Annotated in this window: 18 protein-coding genes; 2 read left to right on the top strand and 16 right to left on the bottom strand. The window is 37.3% G+C overall.

Going from position 1 to position 18,340, the window contains the following annotated elements; translation table 11 throughout:
• Nucleotides 1-5 precede the first annotated feature (5 nt).
• From nuoL to HMPREF2660_RS00975, 15 genes are all read right to left on the bottom strand, one after another.
• Nucleotides 6-1,904 carry an NADH-quinone oxidoreductase subunit L gene (gene nuoL, locus HMPREF2660_RS01045; protein ID WP_070485286.1) on the bottom strand — a complete coding sequence of 633 codons (1,899 nt, stop codon included), beginning with the start codon at nucleotides 1,902-1,904 and terminating at the stop codon, nucleotides 6-8.
• Nucleotides 1,905-1,908: 4 nt separating this feature from the next.
• A complete protein-coding gene (gene nuoK / locus HMPREF2660_RS01040; RefSeq protein WP_013597917.1) occupies nucleotides 1,909-2,235 on the bottom strand; it encodes an NADH-quinone oxidoreductase subunit NuoK in 327 nt (108 codons plus the stop codon).
• 22 nt (nucleotides 2,236-2,257) lie between these two features.
• Complete coding sequence (locus HMPREF2660_RS01035) at nucleotides 2,258-2,773, bottom strand: NADH-quinone oxidoreductase subunit J family protein (RefSeq protein ID WP_070485285.1); 516 nt, start codon at nucleotides 2,771-2,773, stop codon at nucleotides 2,258-2,260.
• A 2-nt stretch (nucleotides 2,774-2,775) separates the two neighbouring features.
• On the bottom strand, nucleotides 2,776-3,276 hold the full coding sequence (nuoI, locus tag HMPREF2660_RS01030; protein ID WP_013597915.1) for an NADH-quinone oxidoreductase subunit NuoI: 501 nt from the start codon (nucleotides 3,274-3,276) through the stop codon (nucleotides 2,776-2,778).
• A gap of 18 nt (nucleotides 3,277-3,294) precedes the next feature.
• Nucleotides 3,295-4,344: an NADH-quinone oxidoreductase subunit NuoH gene (gene nuoH / locus HMPREF2660_RS01025; RefSeq protein ID WP_013597914.1), complete on the bottom strand. Its 1,050-nt coding sequence runs from the start codon at nucleotides 4,342-4,344 to the stop codon at nucleotides 3,295-3,297.
• Nucleotides 4,345-4,367: 23 nt separating this feature from the next.
• Nucleotides 4,368-5,456 (bottom strand): NADH-quinone oxidoreductase subunit G, encoded by a 1,089-nt coding sequence (locus HMPREF2660_RS01020; protein ID WP_070485283.1) that lies wholly within the window; start codon nucleotides 5,454-5,456, stop codon nucleotides 4,368-4,370.
• Between the two features lie 6 nt (nucleotides 5,457-5,462).
• On the bottom strand, nucleotides 5,463-6,824 hold the full coding sequence (gene nuoF / locus HMPREF2660_RS01015) for an NADH-quinone oxidoreductase subunit NuoF (protein ID WP_013597912.1): 1,362 nt from the start codon (nucleotides 6,822-6,824) through the stop codon (nucleotides 5,463-5,465).
• A complete protein-coding gene (nuoE, locus tag HMPREF2660_RS01010; RefSeq protein ID WP_013597911.1) occupies nucleotides 6,824-7,315 on the bottom strand; it encodes an NADH-quinone oxidoreductase subunit NuoE family protein in 492 nt (163 codons plus the stop codon). Before nuoE ends, nuoF begins: the two co-directional genes overlap by 1 nt.
• A gap of 22 nt (nucleotides 7,316-7,337) precedes the next feature.
• On the bottom strand, nucleotides 7,338-8,579 hold the full coding sequence (locus HMPREF2660_RS01005; protein ID WP_070485281.1) for an NADH-quinone oxidoreductase subunit D: 1,242 nt from the start codon (nucleotides 8,577-8,579) through the stop codon (nucleotides 7,338-7,340).
• A 3-nt stretch (nucleotides 8,580-8,582) separates the two neighbouring features.
• Entirely contained in the window at nucleotides 8,583-9,119 is a 537-nt protein-coding gene (locus tag HMPREF2660_RS01000) for an NADH-quinone oxidoreductase subunit C (protein WP_070485279.1), read from the bottom strand.
• A 10-nt stretch (nucleotides 9,120-9,129) separates the two neighbouring features.
• Nucleotides 9,130-9,705, bottom strand: a complete 576-nt coding sequence (locus HMPREF2660_RS00995; protein ID WP_013597908.1) for an NADH-quinone oxidoreductase subunit B — start codon at nucleotides 9,703-9,705, stop codon at nucleotides 9,130-9,132.
• A gap of 45 nt (nucleotides 9,706-9,750) precedes the next feature.
• On the bottom strand, nucleotides 9,751-10,116 hold the full coding sequence (locus tag HMPREF2660_RS00990; protein ID WP_070485277.1) for an NADH-quinone oxidoreductase subunit A: 366 nt from the start codon (nucleotides 10,114-10,116) through the stop codon (nucleotides 9,751-9,753).
• Between the two features lie 216 nt (nucleotides 10,117-10,332).
• Nucleotides 10,333-13,677 carry a transcription-repair coupling factor gene (mfd, locus tag HMPREF2660_RS00985; protein WP_070485275.1) on the bottom strand — a complete coding sequence of 1,115 codons (3,345 nt, stop codon included), beginning with the start codon at nucleotides 13,675-13,677 and terminating at the stop codon, nucleotides 10,333-10,335.
• A gap of 158 nt (nucleotides 13,678-13,835) precedes the next feature.
• Complete coding sequence (locus HMPREF2660_RS00980; RefSeq protein WP_070485272.1) at nucleotides 13,836-14,270, bottom strand: hypothetical protein; 435 nt, start codon at nucleotides 14,268-14,270, stop codon at nucleotides 13,836-13,838.
• Between the two features lie 122 nt (nucleotides 14,271-14,392).
• Entirely contained in the window at nucleotides 14,393-15,184 is a 792-nt protein-coding gene (locus HMPREF2660_RS00975; protein WP_070485270.1) for a DUF2797 domain-containing protein, read from the bottom strand.
• A gap of 53 nt (nucleotides 15,185-15,237) precedes the next feature.
• On the opposite strand from HMPREF2660_RS00975, the gene HMPREF2660_RS00970 reads away from it, so the two are divergent.
• Both HMPREF2660_RS00970 and ruvC read left to right on the top strand, forming a co-directional pair.
• Nucleotides 15,238-16,755: a GH3 auxin-responsive promoter family protein gene (locus HMPREF2660_RS00970; protein WP_070485269.1), complete on the top strand. Its 1,518-nt coding sequence runs from the start codon at nucleotides 15,238-15,240 to the stop codon at nucleotides 16,753-16,755.
• Nucleotides 16,756-16,803: 48 nt separating this feature from the next.
• On the top strand, nucleotides 16,804-17,352 hold the full coding sequence (gene ruvC / locus HMPREF2660_RS00965) for a crossover junction endodeoxyribonuclease RuvC (RefSeq protein WP_013597902.1): 549 nt from the start codon (nucleotides 16,804-16,806) through the stop codon (nucleotides 17,350-17,352).
• 122 nt (nucleotides 17,353-17,474) lie between these two features.
• Here the strand turns inward: ruvC and HMPREF2660_RS00960 are convergent, their stop codons facing one another.
• Nucleotides 17,475-18,233: a tyrosine-protein phosphatase gene (locus tag HMPREF2660_RS00960; protein ID WP_070485267.1), complete on the bottom strand. Its 759-nt coding sequence runs from the start codon at nucleotides 18,231-18,233 to the stop codon at nucleotides 17,475-17,477.
• Nucleotides 18,234-18,340 lie beyond the last annotated feature (107 nt).

Below are 18,340 nucleotides of genomic sequence, written 5' to 3'. Positions count from 1 at the left end.
TTTCGTTATTTTAATAAAGTGCCAATAAAAAAGATTCCGATAGATGCAATAAACCCAATCACCATACAAACGATATAGAAACCTACGTTTCCGTTTTGCAAAGTGCGTATAAACGATGCTTGTTTATTACTCAAAATTCCGATACCCGAAATAAATTTTTGCAATCCAGCTTTTTCCATATAGGTATATAGAATATCTCCTAATTGGATTAGAGGAGTTACAATTGCCATTTGATATAGTTGATCGAAATACCATTTATCAGCCATCGATTTTCCGATACCTGTAAATTCTGTTTCTGGTCGATTAGTATACATTTTCTGAGCAAAATAAATTGCAATCAACACTGCAACAAAAAGAGCACCCATCATAATATATTCGGTTGTGTGTGTTAAGTGTATTTCGGTAGGATGAACTACACCCGCCAAAAACGTATTGAGTGTATGAGCATTTTCTACAAAAATAGCAGGAATACCGATGTATCCACCAATAATAGAAAGAACTGATAATATTATCAATGGTAAAGTCATCGGTATTGGGCTTTCGTGTGGATGTATATCTTCTGAGCGTAAATTACCCAAGAATGTTAATGCATACATTCGGAACATATAAAAAGCAGTCATCACAGAAACAGTGAAGCCTAGAGCATAAACTAGCTTATTAGAAGCAAACATAACCACAAGCATTTCATCTTTCGAGAAGAAACCCGATAAACCTGGTATCCCCGATATGGCTAAGCAACCGATAAGCATTGTTGCATTGGTAATTGGCATGTAGTTTTTCAGTCCACCCATTTTGCTCATATCTTGCTCGTTGTTCATACCGTGAATAACTGAACCAGCACCCAAGAACAATAAAGCTTTGAAGAATGCGTGTGTCAATACGTGGAAAACAGCAGCGATATAGGCACCCGAACCTATTGCAGCGAACATAAGTCCTAATTGAGATACGGTAGAATAAGCCAATACTTTTTTAATATCGTTTTGTTTCATTGCAATCGAGGCAGTTATTAGAGCAGTAATAATTCCTACCCATTGAATAACCGTCATGGTGATGGGTGCCAGATCGAATAAGAAGTTGAGGCGAGTAATCATAAAGATCCCAGCCGTCACCATTGTAGCTGCATGGATAAGTGCAGAAACAGGCGTAGGACCAGCCATCGCATCCGGTAGCCAAGTAAATAGAGGTAATTGTGCCGATTTACCTGTAGCTGCCAAGAAAAGTAACAAGGTGATTCCTACCAAAACTATTTGTACCGTATAGGCATCTGTAGCGGTTACGAAACTGCTTACCGCTTGTGCTATTCCTTGATATTCGAAAGTGTTGAATTCTTTATAAATCCAAAACATTGCTAATAAAAAGCCAACATCACCAATTCTATTCATGATGAATGCTTTTTTAGCTGCGGCTACATAGCTCGGGTTGGTAAACCAAAAGCCTATTAGTAAAAACGAGCATAGACCAACACCTTCCCATCCGATAAACATCACAACTAAATTATTTCCCATAACTAATAAAAGCATGAAGAAAACAAAGAGGTTGAGATAAGCGAAATATTTACCATATCCTTTATCGGTCACCATATACGCCGCACTATAGACGTGTATTAGAAACCCGATACCAGTAATAATGAGTAAAAATAAACTGGTTAATGCATCGATCTGGAATGCAAACGGTACATGAAACGTTGGGATATTTATTAAATCAAATGCTTTAAAAACAATGGGTTGAGCGTTTTCTCCCGTGGGGATCGTAAAGAAAACAATTAATGAAATAATAAAACTTCCTAAAACACTAAATGATCCGATCGAAGCAATAAGATTTTTTGGTAAATGATTACGTCCTAAACCATTGATAAAGAATCCGATAAGCGGAAGAAGCGGGATTAACCAAATATACTGTGCCATATTCTTAATTCTTTAAACGGTTTAACAAATTGATATCCACATTATAAACTTTTCTAAACAAAAGGATAATGACCGATAGACCAACTGAAACTTCTGCTGCGGCCACGACCATAATGAAAAAAACTAGCAACTGAGCATCTGTACCAGCTGCTGAGGCTGGATTAAGTTGGTGGTGCATTTTAGAGAAAGCCACCAAGAGTAAATTCACAGAGTTCAACATTAATTCTATACACATAAAAACAACGATGGCATTGCGGCGAATCGAAACGCCAAAAACCCCGATGGTGAATAAGATTAATGCGAAAATAATATAATAACTAATCGGTAACATGAGATAATTTTTCTAGGCTATATTAATCTAGTAATTCTTTGTCTTTTTTGGATAAGATTACCGCACCAATCATGGCCGAGATAAAGAGAATAGAACTCAACTCGAAGGGTAATACATATTCAGAATACAAAACACTTCCAAGGTTTTCTATAAGTCCAATTTCTCCTTTGGCCATTTCTACCTGGGTTTGTGGTGTACCGTTCTCGGTAATAATACCAACCGTAAGGATTATAAACAAGAGAGAAACCAGACTTGCAACAGTTATTTTTATCGGTGTACCAAAGGATTTTTTCTCCGAATTGAGGTTCATCAACATAACCACAAAAAGGAACAGAACCATTATTGCACCTGCATACACAATGATGTTTACTACTGCCAAAAACTGCGCATTGAGTAGTATATAGTGTCCACTAATACAGAAAAAGGTGATAATAAGATATAAAATAGAATGAATCGGATTACGGCTAAAAACCATTAATAAAGCACTAAGTACTGTTAATCCAGCCAAAACATAAAATAAAATTTCTTCTATAGCCATAGTTATTTATTTTTCGGATGCGGAATTAATAAATCTTGTTTGCCGTATACAAAGTTTTTTCTGTCAAAACTTGGTGGTGGAACTGTTTGCGAGAGATAAACCGCATCTTTAGGACAGGCTTCTTCGCAGAAACCACAAAAAATACAACGCAACATATTGATTTCGTATTTTGCTGCATATTTTTCTTCTCGATATAAGTGTTCTTCTCCTGGCAATCGTTCTGCGGCTTCCATTGTAATTGCTTCCGCCGGACAGGCCAAGGCGCAAAGTCCACATGCAGTACAGTTTTCTCTTCCTTCTTCATCACGGTTTAAGATATGCAAACCTCTAAATACCGGACTAAAAGGTCTTTTTTCTTCAGGGTAATTAATGGTTTGTTTCTTCATAAAGAAGTGTTTGATGGTAATCATTAAACCTTTGAAAATCGCAACCAAATAGATTTTTTCCCAAAAATTCATAGGGCGTCTATCTACTGCTTTTGCTCTATTGGTAAGTGCTTTCATAATTTTTTTCTAAGAGGATTAATTATTAAAAAGTAAGATAAACAATCCCGTAATTAACATATTAAAAATCGCAAGTGGTACTAAAGTTTTCCAGCCGAGATTCATCAATTGATCATAACGAAAACGTGGAATTGTCCATCGTACCCACATATAAAAGAAAATAAAGAAGCAAGTTTTGGTAAACAATACTGCAAAATGGATTGCCGATAACCAATTCTCTCCAATACTTTCTTTTAGTTTTGCATCATTTATAAATGGAATGTCGTATCCACCGAAAAATAAGGTGGCTAAAATAGCCGAACTAATAAACATGTTGACATATTCTGCGAACAAAAAGAAACCCATTTTCATTGATGAGTATTCTGAGTGGTATCCACCGATTAACTCGTTTTCTGCCTCAGGTAAATCGAATGGTGTACGGTTCGTTTCTGCAAAAGAGCATATCAAAAATATCATAAAACCTAATGGTTGTAAAAATACTAACCAATAGTTATCTTGTTGGTAGGCAACGATTTCGTTTAGTTTTAGCGATCCTGTAATCATCAAAACAGTAATCAGGGCTAGTCCCATTGGTAACTCATACGAGATAATTTGTGATGCTGCACGTAATCCTCCCATTAAGGAGTATTTGTTGTTCGATGCCCAAGCGCCAATCATCATACCGTAAACGCCTAAACTCAACACTCCTAAAATGTATAAAAAACCAATGTTGATATCGGCAATTTGTGGGACAATAGTACGATCTCCCCAAGTGAAACTACTACTCCAAGGGATAACGGCACCAGTCATACAAGCTACTAACATTGCCATTGCTGGCCCCATTATAAATAGGAATTTGTTGGCATCTTTTGGGACAATTTCTTCTTTCGAAAAGAGTTTTAGACCGTCTGCTAATGGTTGTAATAAACCAAATATCCCAGCTCTGTTCGGACCCAAACGATCTTGTAAAAATGCAGCAACTTTACGTTCTGCCCAAGTAGAGTATGCAGCAACGGCCAAAGCCAAAGCAATTAGTATTCCTACCAAAGCTAATTTTTCGAGTGCATCTGCAATAAATTCTTCCGTCATTGTGTATAGTTATAACGTCGTTATTAATTTTTAAAATCTTTACTAGTTGCAGGACCATGAATTTTCGATAGGTTACGATTGGGCTCGTTTACCTCACTCACGGTATGGATATCTAATAAAACTTTCGGGTCTCTATGAATAACTTTTGGTAAAGTTTCTTTTGGTTTTACTTTGTTTATGGTATAATGATTTGCTCTTATCACCGAGTCTTTGGCAATATCTGAGGGTTTTTCGAGCGTCCAATCATTGATATCTTTTTTCTCGAACCTACAAGTGTTACAAATCCAATCTTCTACTTCGTTCCATTCATTTTTACGTGCAGTAACACGGAAAACTTCTTCTCCACGGAACCAGATTTGTGCTTTACCCGAACAGGTAGGGCAATCGCGATGAGCATCCACTGGATTCAAAAACCAAACGCGATTTTTAAATCGGAAAGTTTTATCGGTTAGAGCACCAACCGGACATACATCGATTATATTACCAATAAATTCATTGTCGAGTGTTTTATTGAGGTAGGTAGAGATTTCGGCATGATCACCTCTGAACATCACGCCATGTTCGCGACAACCTGTGATTTGGTCTGCGGTTTTCACACAACGGTAACATAGAATGCAGCGATTCATATGCAATTGTATATTAGGTCCTAAATCTTCTGGAGCAAAAGTTCTACGTTCGAAATCGTAGCGCGTTGCTTCTTCTCCGTGTTCGTAACTTAAATCTTGTAATTTACATTCCCCTGCCTGATCACAAACTGGGCAATCGAGTGGATGATTGATCAATAGAAATTCAACCACTCCTTTTCGAGCTTCTACTGCTCGCTCAGAAGTTTTATTTCCTACTACCATCCCGTCCATAACTGTTGTTCTACAAGAGGCAACTAATTTGGGCATTGGTCGTGGGTCAGCATCACTTCCTTTGGTAACTTCGACCATGCACGTTCTACAATTTCCACCGGTATTTTCTAGTTTGCCATAATAGCACATAGCAGGTGGTGCAACTTCTTTTCCTATGCTACGAGCGGCTTGTAGAATTGTTGTTCCTGCTGGTACTTGGGTGGTATGTCCATCAATTGTAACGGTAAGCAATTGTTGTTTATTTTCTTCTGCCATATAAATCTAGTTTGCAGTTTCTACTTTTGGTTCGATTGGATCAGCATAATGTGCTAAGCCATAATTGCGAGTTAAGCATTCTTCTGGATGATTGATATGCCACTCGAATTCATCACGGAAATGCCGAATTGCTGAGGCAACAGGCCAAGCAGCTGCATCTCCTAATGGGCAAATGGTATTACCTTCTATTTTTCGCTGTATATCCCAAAGCAATTCTATATCACTTATTTTTCCTTTTCCTTCATCGATACGTTTCAGAAGTTTTTCCATCCAGCCAGTTCCTTCTCTGCATGGCGAGCATTGTCCGCACGACTCATGACGATAGAATCGGGCTAGGGTGTAGGTGTGGTAGACAATGTCTTGGTCTTCATCTAATACGATAAAACCACCAGACCCCATCATGGTACCCGACTGAAAACCGCCTTCGGCTAGACTTTCGTAATTCATATATCGCGGTTGTCCGTTGGTAGTTCTTAATAGTAAATTAGCAGGTAGAATTGGCACAGAACTTCCGCCAGGTATACAGGCTTTTAGGCGTTTTCCGTTGGCTATTCCACCGCAATACTCATCAGAATAAATAAATTCTTCTACTGTGATGGTCATGTCTATTTCATACACGCCAGGTTTATTTATATTACCGCAAGCAGAGATCAACTTTGTTCCAGTAGAACGTCCTACACCAATTTTCGAGTAAGCATCGCCTCCGATTTCAATAATCGGAACTACACTTGCGATTGTTTCCACATTGTTTACTACTGTTGGTCTGCCCCAAAGACCTTTTACTGCTGGGAAAGGGGGTTTTATACGAGGGTTTCCACGTTTACCTTCTAATGATTCTAGCAAGGCGGTTTCTTCGCCACAGATATAAGCTCCAGCTCCACGCTGTACGTAAACTTCAAGGTCGAATCCAGTTCCCTGAATATTTTTCCCTAACCATCCGGCTGCTTTTGCTTCGTCAATGGCTTGTTCTAGAATTTCTGCAATCCACGCATATTCACCGCGGATATAGATAAAAGAAGTGTTCGATCCTAAACAAAAAGAAGAGATCAAAATACCTTCAATCAAAAGGTGAGGTATATACTCCATTAGGTAACGATCCTTGAAAGTTCCTGGTTCCGACTCGTCTGCATTAACTACTAAGTGACGTGGAACTCCTTCTGGTTTTGCTAAGAAACTCCATTTCATTCCGGTCGGGAAACCTGCTCCACCACGGCCGCGTAAACCAGACGTTTTTACTTCTTCGAGGATTTCTTCTTCTTTCATTTTGAAAGCTTTTTCGGCATTAGAGTATCCTCCGTTTTCGCGGTACACTTGGTAGTGTCTTATCCCAGGAACATCAATATTTTTTAACAATAGTTTTTGTCCCATTAGGCTAGTTTTTTCAGTTCTTCTATTAATTCATCTACTTTTTCTGTGGTAAGAAATTCGCGATAAGTTTTCCCGAGTTGCATCATGGGTGCGTATCCACAGGCTCCTAAACACTCCACAGTTTGTAGGGTAAAAAGTCCGTCTTCGGTTGTTCCTCCGATGTCGATATTGAGTTTGTTTTTGATATGTTGGATGATGTGATCAGCGCCTTTTATCATACATGGTCCTGTCTGACAAACTTGTAAAACATACTTACCAACTGGGTTGAGTTGAAACATCGTATAAAACGATGCAACTTCATAAACTTCTACTGGTAAAAGGTCTAAAACTTTGGCAACATAGTCTAGATGCGGAACGTCTAACCATCCACCAAACTCTTCTTGTGCAATGTGCAACACAGGAATTAATGCACTTTTTTGCTTACCCTCTGGATATCGTGCAACAATTTGATTTATTCTTTGTTGGGTTGCTTCTGAAAATTGAATTTCCATTTCTTTTTTTTAAACTTAAATGTTAAGCATCTAATTCTCCAGCTATCAAATTCAGACTACTCATTGTGATAATTGCATCTGATAACATTGATCCGACAATAAGTTCTGGATATGCTTGATAGTATATGAAACATGGTCTGCGGAAATGCAAACGGTAGGGTGAGCGTCCACCATCAGAAATTAGGTAATAACCCAATTCTCCGTTTGCTCCTTCTATCGAGTTGTAGATTTCCCCTTCGGGTATTTCTAATTCTCCCATGATAATTTTAAAGTGATAAATGAGCGCCTCCATTTTAGTATAGACGTCTTTTTTTAATGGCAAATAGAAGTCAGGAGCGTCGGCATGGTAAAGGGTCGCTTCTTCGCCCTCGAGGGCATCGATTTTTTCGAGTGCTTGTCGAATGATACTTAAACTTTGCCACATTTCTTGTGTTCTCACTTGGAAACGATCATAACAGTCTCCGGTAGTTCCTACAGGAATATCAAAGGTAAATTCTTCGTATCGTGAATAAGGTTTTGCTACACGTATGTCATAATCTACCCCAGCCGCACGTAGATTAGGACCTGTAAAACCATAACTGAGGGCACGTTCTGCCGAGATTCCACCAATTCCTTGCGTGCGGTCCATAAAAATACGGTTACGAACAAAAAGATTTTCGAACTCCGCTAATACATCTGGAAATTCTTTTACAAATCGGTGGATTTTCGACCAGGCATCCGGTGTGAAATCTCGTTCGAATCCTCCTATCCTACCAATGTTAGTTGTGAGTCGTGATCCGCAAATCTCTTCATAAATTTCGTATATTAACTCACGGTAACGCATCATGTACAAGAAGCCGGTAAATGCTCCTGTATCAACTCCCATAATCGAGTTACAAACGATATGGTCTGCAATTCTGGCTAGCTCCATGATTATAATACGCAAGTAAGACGTTCTTTTTGGTACTTCAATTCCCATAAATTTCTCAACCGTCATATGCCATCCTAAGTTGTTGAGTGGAGCAGAACAATAGTTCAAACGGTCTGTGAGAGGGGTAATTTGATACAACGGACGTCGTTCTGCAATTTTTTCGAAAGCACGGTGAATATAGCCTACAGTAGGTATTGCAGATTTTACAATTTCACCATCCATCTCTAGAATATTCTGGAAAACACCATGGGTTGCAGGGTGTGTTGGACCCAAATTCAGCGTAACGGTTTTTTTCTCGAGCGATCCTTCTGGCAAGTTGATGTTTTGATGTTTTTTAGTTTTTGTTTTTCCCATAACTTAACCTTTAATATTCATTGAACCGTAATTGAAATTATTTCCACGACCAAACATTTCATCATCTTTGTCTTTTCTGGTTTGATCTTCTAATGGAAATTCTTTGCGTAACGGGAAATAATCCATCTCTTCTACATTCATGATACGGATAAGATTTGGATGTCCGATGAAGTTAACACCAAAAAAATCATAACATTCGCGCTCTAACCAATTGGCTGCTTCGAATAGTTTGGTCGCCGTAAATATATCGGGTTGTTTGATGTCGATAGCAAAATTCAATCGGATAGATTGGTTGGTATACATATTGTACATGAGGTAGGTAACCTCTATTTCACCTCCTTTATGCTTAGGGTAGTGAACTGCTGTAAGATCGGTAAGAAATCGGAAAGCCAATTCTTCATGATCATACAAAAATTGCATCAATTTGAGGTTGATGTTTTTATCAGCATAGACTTTCAGAACACCAAAATGTTCTTGGAATCCGTATATTTTATCTTCGAACTTCTGAGTAAGTAGTTGCTGTATCTTTGTGTTCTCCATGACTCGTTTTCTATTGTATTCCGTAACTTGATAACAATGCTTGGTATTCCTCGCTACTTCTTCTACGAACACTTTCGGTTTCTATTAGCTCTTGAATACGCATTACTCCTTCTATAATTCCCTCTGGTCTTGGCGGGCATCCAGGGACGTATACGTCTACCGGTATAACTTCGTCGATTCCTTGTAATACAGAATAGGTGTCGAAAATTCCTCCAGAACTAGCACAGGCTCCTACAGCGATTACCCAGCGAGGTTCTGCCATTTGGATATAGACTTGCTTGAGGACAGGGGCCATTTTTTTAGAGATTGTCCCCATCACCATTAATAAATCACACTGGCGTGGAGTGAAGGCTAGTCTCTCCGATCCAAAACGAGCCAAATCATACTTAGAACCCATGGTTGCCATGAATTCTATCCCACAACAAGAAGTGGCGAACGGAAGAGGCCAAATCGAATTTTTTCTAGCCAAACCAACTACTTTAGAAAGTTGCATTGCCATAAACCCTTCACCTTGATAACCTTCTGGTAGCTCATCGATTACCTTTACATTGGTGTTGTGGGTAACGGGTCTTTTATTATGAATCATTTTTGATAGAATATTTAATGTTATTGCTAAAGCTGCTTATCTATTTTATTTCTCCCATCGGAAAGCACCTTTTTTTCGGGCATACATATACATCACTAGAAATAAACCTATAAATGTGACTACTGCTGCAAATCCTTCCCATCCTAGGGCCTTGAAATTGGCCGCATACGGATAGAAGAAAATAACTTCTACATCGAACAACACAAATAAGATTGCTACCAAGAAATATTTAATAGCAAAAGGTTGTCGTGCATTCCCAACTTTTTCTATTCCCGACTCGAAGTTTTCTAATTTTTCGTCTGTTTTTCTTGATGGTCCCAAAAAATGAGTCGCAACAATTGTAAAACCTACAAAACCGGCAGCCACCAAAAACAAAATCAAAATGGGAATATAACTATAAGAAGTTTCCATAATTTCTTAAATTTTACACGTGCTAATTTTTCAACATGTAAAAATAGAAAATAATTACTTTTCTGCCTAATACTTCTATTTCAGAAGGATGACAAAATCAGTTTTCAAACAGTATCTTTTTCGGTGGCATTTGATCTTGCTTGTGACAATAAAAAATGATTTTGTTTTAAAGTTTAAATGTTAAATAGTTTAACAATTATTAAATATTCGTTAGTTTTATTGTTGATTTAGCATTTTTTCGAAGTGTTTTAGTGCATTACTTACATTTTTTACGTGATCAATCTTCAAAAGTAAACCTGGTAATTCAGACGAATTTTTTGCAGGTTTTTCTCTGAAGTTAACATTTTGAGGGTAAGATTGAACATAATTTAAAATCAGTCTAAATTTCTCTGATTGGAAATAGTTGCTGTTTGGTTTATTGACAAAATATGCAGTAAGTTTCCCATTTTTCAATACTATACGTTCCATGCCTAGTTCTTTACCCTTCCATTTGAGTTTAATCGACTGGAGTAAATTCTCAACTGGCGAGGGTATTGGGCCAAAACGGTCGATGAGGTTATTTTCGAATTTCGATAGCTCTTCAGCTGTCTCTATCGATGCTAGTTCGTTATATAATGCCAAACGTTCTTCTACATTGTTTACATATTCATCCGGAATCAGAATCTCTAAGTCGGTGTCGACTTGTACATCCTTAACGTATTCTATAAAGTTGGATGTCTTTTCGTGTTCGAATAGTTCTTTGAAGTCACTTTCTTTTAGCTCTTCAATTGCTTCATTAAGTATTTTCTGGTATGTTTCGAATCCGATTTCCATCATAAAACCAGTTTGTTCGGCACCCAAAAGGTTTCCAGCGCCACGAATTTCTAAGTCTTTCATAGCAATGTTGAACCCAGACCCTAAATCAGAAAATTGTTCTATAGCTTGTAAGCGTTTTCTTGCTTCATTGGTCAAGACAGAAACAGGAGGGGCAATCAAATAACAAAAAGCTTTTCGGTTGCTTCGGCCTACACGTCCACGCATCTGGTGCAGGTCGGCTAAGCCAAAGTTTTGTGCATCGTTTATTAGGATAGTATTCGCGTTTGGTACATCTAAACCAGACTCGATGATGGTGGTAGAGATAAGCACATCGTATTGTCCGTCAATAAAATCGAGCATGATGGCTTCGAGTTGCTTCCCGTCCATTTGCCCATGCCCTGTTGCAATACGGGCATCAGGAACTAAACGTTGGACCATCCCGGCAATTTCTTTAAGAGTTTGTACTCGATTATGAATGAAAAAAACTTGACCGCCGCGTTGCATTTCATACAAAATCGCATCGCGAATTGCTTCCTCATTGAATTCTATTAAGTTGGTTTCAACTGGTTGTCTGTTCGGTGGTGGAGTTTTGATAACTGACAGGTCACGGGCAGCCATAAGCGAGAATTGTAAAGTGCGCGGAATTGGGGTGGCTGTTAGAGTTAAGGTGTCGATGTTTGCTCGTAAGGTTTTTAATTTATCCTTTACACTTACCCCAAATTTGTGTTCTTCATCAATAATCAAAAGTCCCAAATCTTTGAATTTCACTTTAGGATTAACCAATTGGTGTGTCCCGATAATGATGTCGACTTTCCCAGCTTCTAAATCTGCAAGAATTGCATTTTTCTTTTTGGTTGTCGTAAAACGATTGAGGTATTCTATTTGCACGGGAAACTCTTTTAGTCGATCTGTAAACGTCTTGAAATGTTGAAATGCTAATATTGTTGTAGGTACCAAAACAGCAACCTGTTTTCCATCTACCGCAGCTTTGAAAGCTGCTCTTATAGCGACTTCTGTCTTTCCGAAACCTACATCGCCGCATACCAAACGATCCATGGGACGCTCAGACTCCATGTCGTTTTTCACATCCAATGTTGCTTTTTCTTGGTCGGGTGTGTCTTCGTAAATGAATGATGCTTCTAGTTCATTTTGTAAATAGGTGTCTGGTGAGAAAGCAAATCCTTTTTGGGTGCGTCTTTTGGCGTATAGTTTTATCAAATCAAAAGCAATTTCCTTTACTTTTGTTTTGGTTTTGTTTTTAAGGTTTCTCCAAGCTGGGGAACCCAATTTGCTGATTTTGGGTTCGACACCATCTTTTCCTCTAAATTTAGAAATCTTGTGCAAAGAGTGGATATTGACATATAAAATATCATTGTTTTGGTAGAATAGCTTGATGCTTTCTTGATGTACGCCGTTGTTTTCTATCCTAACTAATCCTGCAAATTTCCCGATACCATAGTCGATATGCGTCACATAATCACCTACCTGAAGAGAGTTGATTTCTTTTAGAGTAATCGCTTCTTTTTTCGAAAACGAATTTCTTAGGTTGAATTTATGATAACGCTCGAAAATTTGATGATCTGTATAGCAAGTAATTTTCAGTTCTTCATCGATAAAACCTTGATGCAAAGAACCGATTACAGGAATATAACTCACTTCTTTTCCTACATCTTCAAAAATTTCTGCAAATCGTTTCACCTGTGTTTCATTAAAACAAACCAGTGCGTTCTTGTAACCTTGCTGGGTGTGGTAGTTGAGATCATCGATCAGAAAATCGAATTGTTTGTTGAAGGAAGGTTGTGGTTTGTAGGGAGATTCTAGAGTATGATTTATTGATAAATGGGGAGTTGATGACATCTCGAAAACGGTAAATAGTTCGAGTTTCTCCTGAAACTGTACCGAACTAAAAAATAAATCGGCCGGAGCCAATCGAGATATTTCACTAGATAGATTTGCAAAGGCATTTTCTGCTAAAGAGTAATTATTTTCTAACTTCGATGTGATAACTCCCAAATTTTTGGCGATAATCATGGTGTCTTTGTGGAGATATTCTAAAAAACTTATTCGTTTTTCATCGAATTGTTTATCTTCTAAATTTGGAATGATTTTGATTTCTTTGGTTGTCGAAATCGAGAGTTGTGTGCTGGTATCAAAAGAACGAATCGTTTCCACTTCATCGCCAAACATAGAAATTCTATAAGGGTGTTCGTCTGCAAAAGAAAAAATATCGATAATTCCACCGCGAATAGAGAATTCTCCTGGTTCGTTAACAAAATCTACTTGCCGAAAGTTGTACGAAAACAACATATCTCGGATAAAATCCAAGCCTAGTTCGGTGCCTACTTTTATTTTTAAGGTATTTGTAGAAAGTGCTTTTTTGGTAATAACTTTCTCGGTGAGTGCATCGGCATAAGCAACAATAATTTTTGGTGAGCTGTGTGAAGTTAATTGATTGAGAACTTCTGTACGGATCACTACATTTGCATTGTTGGTTTCTTCTAAATGGTATGGAGTTCGGTAAGCACTTGGGTAGAAGAGTACTTGCTCCTGGTTGAGTAGTGCTTCGAGGTCATTTAGCCAATAGGCGGCTTCTTCTTTGTCATCGGTCACCATCAAAATAGAACGATTGGTTTGCAAATACAGTTGTGCAATTGCAAAACTCAACGCCGAACCTAAAAATCCTTTGATATGGATTTTCTGTTTTTCTTCTTTTTGGCTATAAGCCACTAAATCCTTTACAAAACCTGAGGTTTGGTAAAGGTTCATAAGGTTATCTAAAGTCTTTTGTTCCAAAACAGGGCAAAGATAATAATTTTGATAAAAATGATTTTTAAGCTATAAGAGCAGAATAATGAGGAAAAAAAATCACCAAAGAAAGCTTTGGTGATCGAATAAAATGAAAAATTTACTTTCGTCTCCCCTTATTATCGAAGACTGTCAGCTGTTTGTATGCTTATACTGTCCATAGGTGTAGAAACTGTGTGTAAATCACGAGAATAACCTACAATTTTGGGTAATTTATTTATCGACTTTACTTGGAAAATTTCTTTGCCCTCTGCAGACGAATATTCTACATTATAGGTCGCAATATACGTTAAGTCTTTGCCCGTGCCTTCTTCTGTTACGTTGTCGAGGTTATATAATTTTACTTCACCAAATTCTGACTGCGTTGCATGAAATTCTTTGTCATCAAAATTATGTACATATTTTGCTAAAGAGTCTTGTAAGTTCATGGTACGATAACGGTAAGCGTGTTGTACTGCAGATTCTACTTTGTATTGTGGTAATTTTCCCGCTTCTGTACATGACAAAAACGATAGGCCTGTTGTGCAAACAATTAATAGATGTGAAATTTTCATAAGACAACCATTTTTTTAGACTTTAATACTACTAATATACAAAAAAAATTTAATATTGTTAAAGATATTATAATATTTTTGTCGATTTTATGTGTAGGTTTTTCTCTTAATAGCCTGAAAATTTATACCAAAAATTGTAAATAAAAACCTTCATGGTTACGCACATTTAATACGCGATTGTCATCAAAAATTAAATACTGACCTTTTATGCCGAGCAATTTTCCTTCAAAACTAGGTTCTTTGCTAAGATTGATTACTTTTATTTTGGTAGGATATTCTGTAACGGGATAATTGAAAAAGTAAATCTCTTGATCGTCAACTAGAAATCGTTGTTGCTCTTCACTTATAAATTCACGAACATTTTGCAAAATCTTGTGTAAGTCTACATCAACTTGTATGTTTTTCAACATGCGCTGATAGTTTGTTTTATCGGTTAAATGTTCTTTAAGCGCAACTTCTATCATTCCTGCTTGATAGCGATTATCTGTCCGTGCAATAATCATAGCTTCAGTAGCACCTTGGTCTATCCAACGGGTCGGGAGTTGGGTAGCACGAGTCACACCAACTTTTGCACCAGAAGTGTTTGATAAGTAAACAACATGAGGTTGGAGTTCGAAGGTTTGCTCCCACTTCAGATCTCGTTTTTCAATACCTAAATGAGCGGTAGAAAGTTCTGGTCTTATGATGCTTTCATTGGTTTGTGGAAGCGTAAAAAAACAATTTCTACAATAACCCATTCGATAGATTTCTATATCTTGCTGGCAACCTAAACATTCGTAATGATCGAATGAAATTTGGATTGTACGGTTAATCAACTGATTCATCGATAAAAAATCTTCGGAAAAATTTAGGTAATATTGGATTGGATCCCCATTCTCAGAAATCATTTTACGGATTTGACCTTGGAACACCATAGTTGCGTTTTCTTTTTTTTAAATTTGTGCTAAATCTACAAAAAAATACACGAATGAGAATTGTGAATAAAGTAATGGAGATTATGATGCGTAGCCGGTTGAAAGCAATCGAACAAAGCATCAAACAACCTTTTATTACTCAACTCAATGTGCTTTTATCCAATATAGAAACTGCTAAAAATACAATTTATGGAAAAGAGTTTGGGTTTGATGAGATAAAGAATATAGAACAGTTTCAGCAACGAGTGCCATTGGTAACTTACGAAGATTTCGAGCCCTATATCGAACTGGCAAGAAAAGGAGAAAAAGACGTAACATGGCAAGGCAAAATTCGCTGGTTTGCGAAATCATCTGGCACTACGAATGCAAAAAGCAAATTTATACCAATTAGTAAAGAATCTTTAGAAGATTGCCATTATTCGGCTGGTAAATCTATGTTTGCACTTTATCTTAATGCCTACCCAGAAACAGAAATCTTTTTGCATAAAAATCTAAGAATCGGAGGGAGTAGTGAATTATACCGGCATTATCAAACACAATTTGGTGATTTATCGGCAATTTTAATTGAAAATCTTCCATTTTATGCAGAACTGAAAAATATTCCCAATAAAGAAATTTCGTTGATGGCCGATTGGAATCTGAAAATGGATGCCATTATCCAAGCTACAAAAAATGAGGATGTTGGCTCGCTAACCGGTGTACCTTCTTGGATGTTGGTCGTACTTAATAAAATGTTGACCGATACCAATTCTACCTATATCGATGAATTGTGGCCCAATATCGAAGTCTTTTTTCATGGTGGGGTAAGTTTCAAACCGTACGAAGAAAACTACCGAAATATCACAAAAAAACAACTTAATTTCTTTGAGATTTACAATGCTTCTGAAGGTTTTTTTGCCATCCAAGATCAATTAGACAAAAAAGAATTGTTGCTTCTGTTGGATAATGGAATTTTTTATGAATTCATAGAAATGGAAAATTTCGGTCAAGAAAATCCGAAATGTCTCACAATCGATCAAGTAGAAATCGGGAAAAACTATGCTTTGGTCATTTCAACCAACGGTGGTTTGTGGCGCTATATCATCGGCGACACTGTACGTTTTACCTCGACTTCACCACATAGAATCGTAATTACAGGGCGTACAAAACATCATATCAATGTCTTTGGTGAAGAATTGATGATCGAGAATGCAGAAGAAGCACTAAAGCTCGCATGCGAGAAAACCAATGCAATGGTAGCAGAATATTCGGCAGCACCTGTCTATATGGTAGGAAAAGAAAAAGGAGCACATGAGTGGGTGATCGAGTTTTCGAGGGATCCTACCGATCTCGAAACGTTTATTGATGAGCTCGATAGAGGATTGCAGTCCGTCAACTCTGATTATGAAGCCAAACGCTATAATAATATGACGCTCAACCGACCACTTATTCACAAGGCAAGAAAAGGTTTGTTTATCGATTGGATGAAAAGGAGAGGTAAATTAGGAGGGCAAAATAAAATACCGAGATTGTCGAATACTAGAGAATATATAGAACCATTGATAGCACTCAATCAATCACAAGAAAAATAATCGACAATGCTTATAAAGCTTTCTTCTAAAAATACATAAAAACGCAACATGGAAAAGATAATTTTAGGGATAGATCCCGGAACAACAGTGATGGGATTCGGAGTGATTGCGATAGAAAATAAACAATTAAAACTCATTACATTAGATGAATTGCTCTTGCATAAACTGCCAAATCACGAAATGAAATTGAAGCGTATTTTCGAGAAAACATTAGCGATTATCGATCAGTATCATCCCGATGAATTGGCAATAGAAGCCCCCTTTTTTGGAAAGAATGTACAATCGATGCTGAAGCTAGGGAGAGCACAAGGTGTAGCCATGGCAGCAGGCTTGTATCGAGAGATTCCAATTACAGAATACTCGCCCAAAAAAATAAAAATGGCGATTACTGGTAACGGAAATGCATCGAAGGAAATGGTTGCAGGAATGCTAAAAAATCTTTTGGGCTTGAAAGAAATTCCGAAAAGATTAGATGCAACAGATGGTTTGGCAGCAGCAGTATGTCATTACTTTAATATGAATGTAGTTGGTGGAACGCAGAAAAGTTATTCGGGTTGGGGAGCTTTCCTGAAAGATAATCCAGGGCGTATAGGGTAATATTATGCTCAGAAAATAGGTTTCTACCGTAAAAGTAAGGTCTACACATAAAAAAAGTTCTTGGAAGATTCCTTCCAAGAACTTTTTTTATGGTAGTTGAGTTGATTTTCGGGGGACAGATATTAAATCAAATTTTTATTGTTTACGAAAATAGGTTCCATTAATTTCAACATCTTTTTTCGTGAAGAAAACGTCTCGAAAGTTTTGATATGACGATCGTTGTGTGTATCCGATCCGCAGTAATCAATCATGTTTTCGGTTAGTAACTTTACCGCAGTTTCGTGCACGTTTATACCATAATAATTGGTAAGCGAAAGCAGGTTAATCTGGAATTCGCAGCCAGCATCTTTTAATTTGTGATATTCGCAAAAGTTATTATGAAAAGCTCTATACCGTTCGGGATGTGCTAAAATAGGTCGATATCCAGCAACTTGTAGTTCAGCCAGGGTTTCGTAAAGATGTATCGGCGGCGCCATGTAAGACATTTCTACCAAGACCTTGTTGTCTTTGATTGTCAATAAATCTTTGTTCGGGATAAGAACATTTTTGAAGTGTTCATCCAGCATATATTCAGCGGCTACACGAATTGTGATGTTTTGTAACTCTGGAATCGTTTTTATTTCTTTTAGAAACTCTTTTTCTTTCGCCAAAATAGTCTCGGTAGAATTTTCCCACACACCTTGTATTACGTGAGGAGTAAAAACAAAATGTTCTATTCCTAAAGCTTTCATATTGATAAGCATTTCTATCGATTCTTCAATAGAGTTAGAACCATCATCAATCCCTGGAAGAAGATGAGAGTGTATATCTATAAATTGAGCAGGAAATCGAAAGGGATTCTTTTCTTCTTTCTTTTTCGAACTTCTGAAAAGTGATATCATTAATGTTCTTTTTTAGATATTTTTAGTCGTTACTGTAATGGTTTGGTTGCTAAAAGCGTTTTAGTGGTTTTTTCTTGTATTTTCAAAAAACATACCAAATAAATTTT

Origin of the sequence: Weeksella sp. HMSC059D05, assembly GCF_001809725.1 — a bacterium.
Classification (GTDB): Bacteria; Bacteroidota; Bacteroidia; order Flavobacteriales; family Weeksellaceae; genus Weeksella; species Weeksella virosa.
Note: the sequence above shows the minus strand (reverse complement) of the source record. Positions and strands in the feature narration are given on the sequence as shown.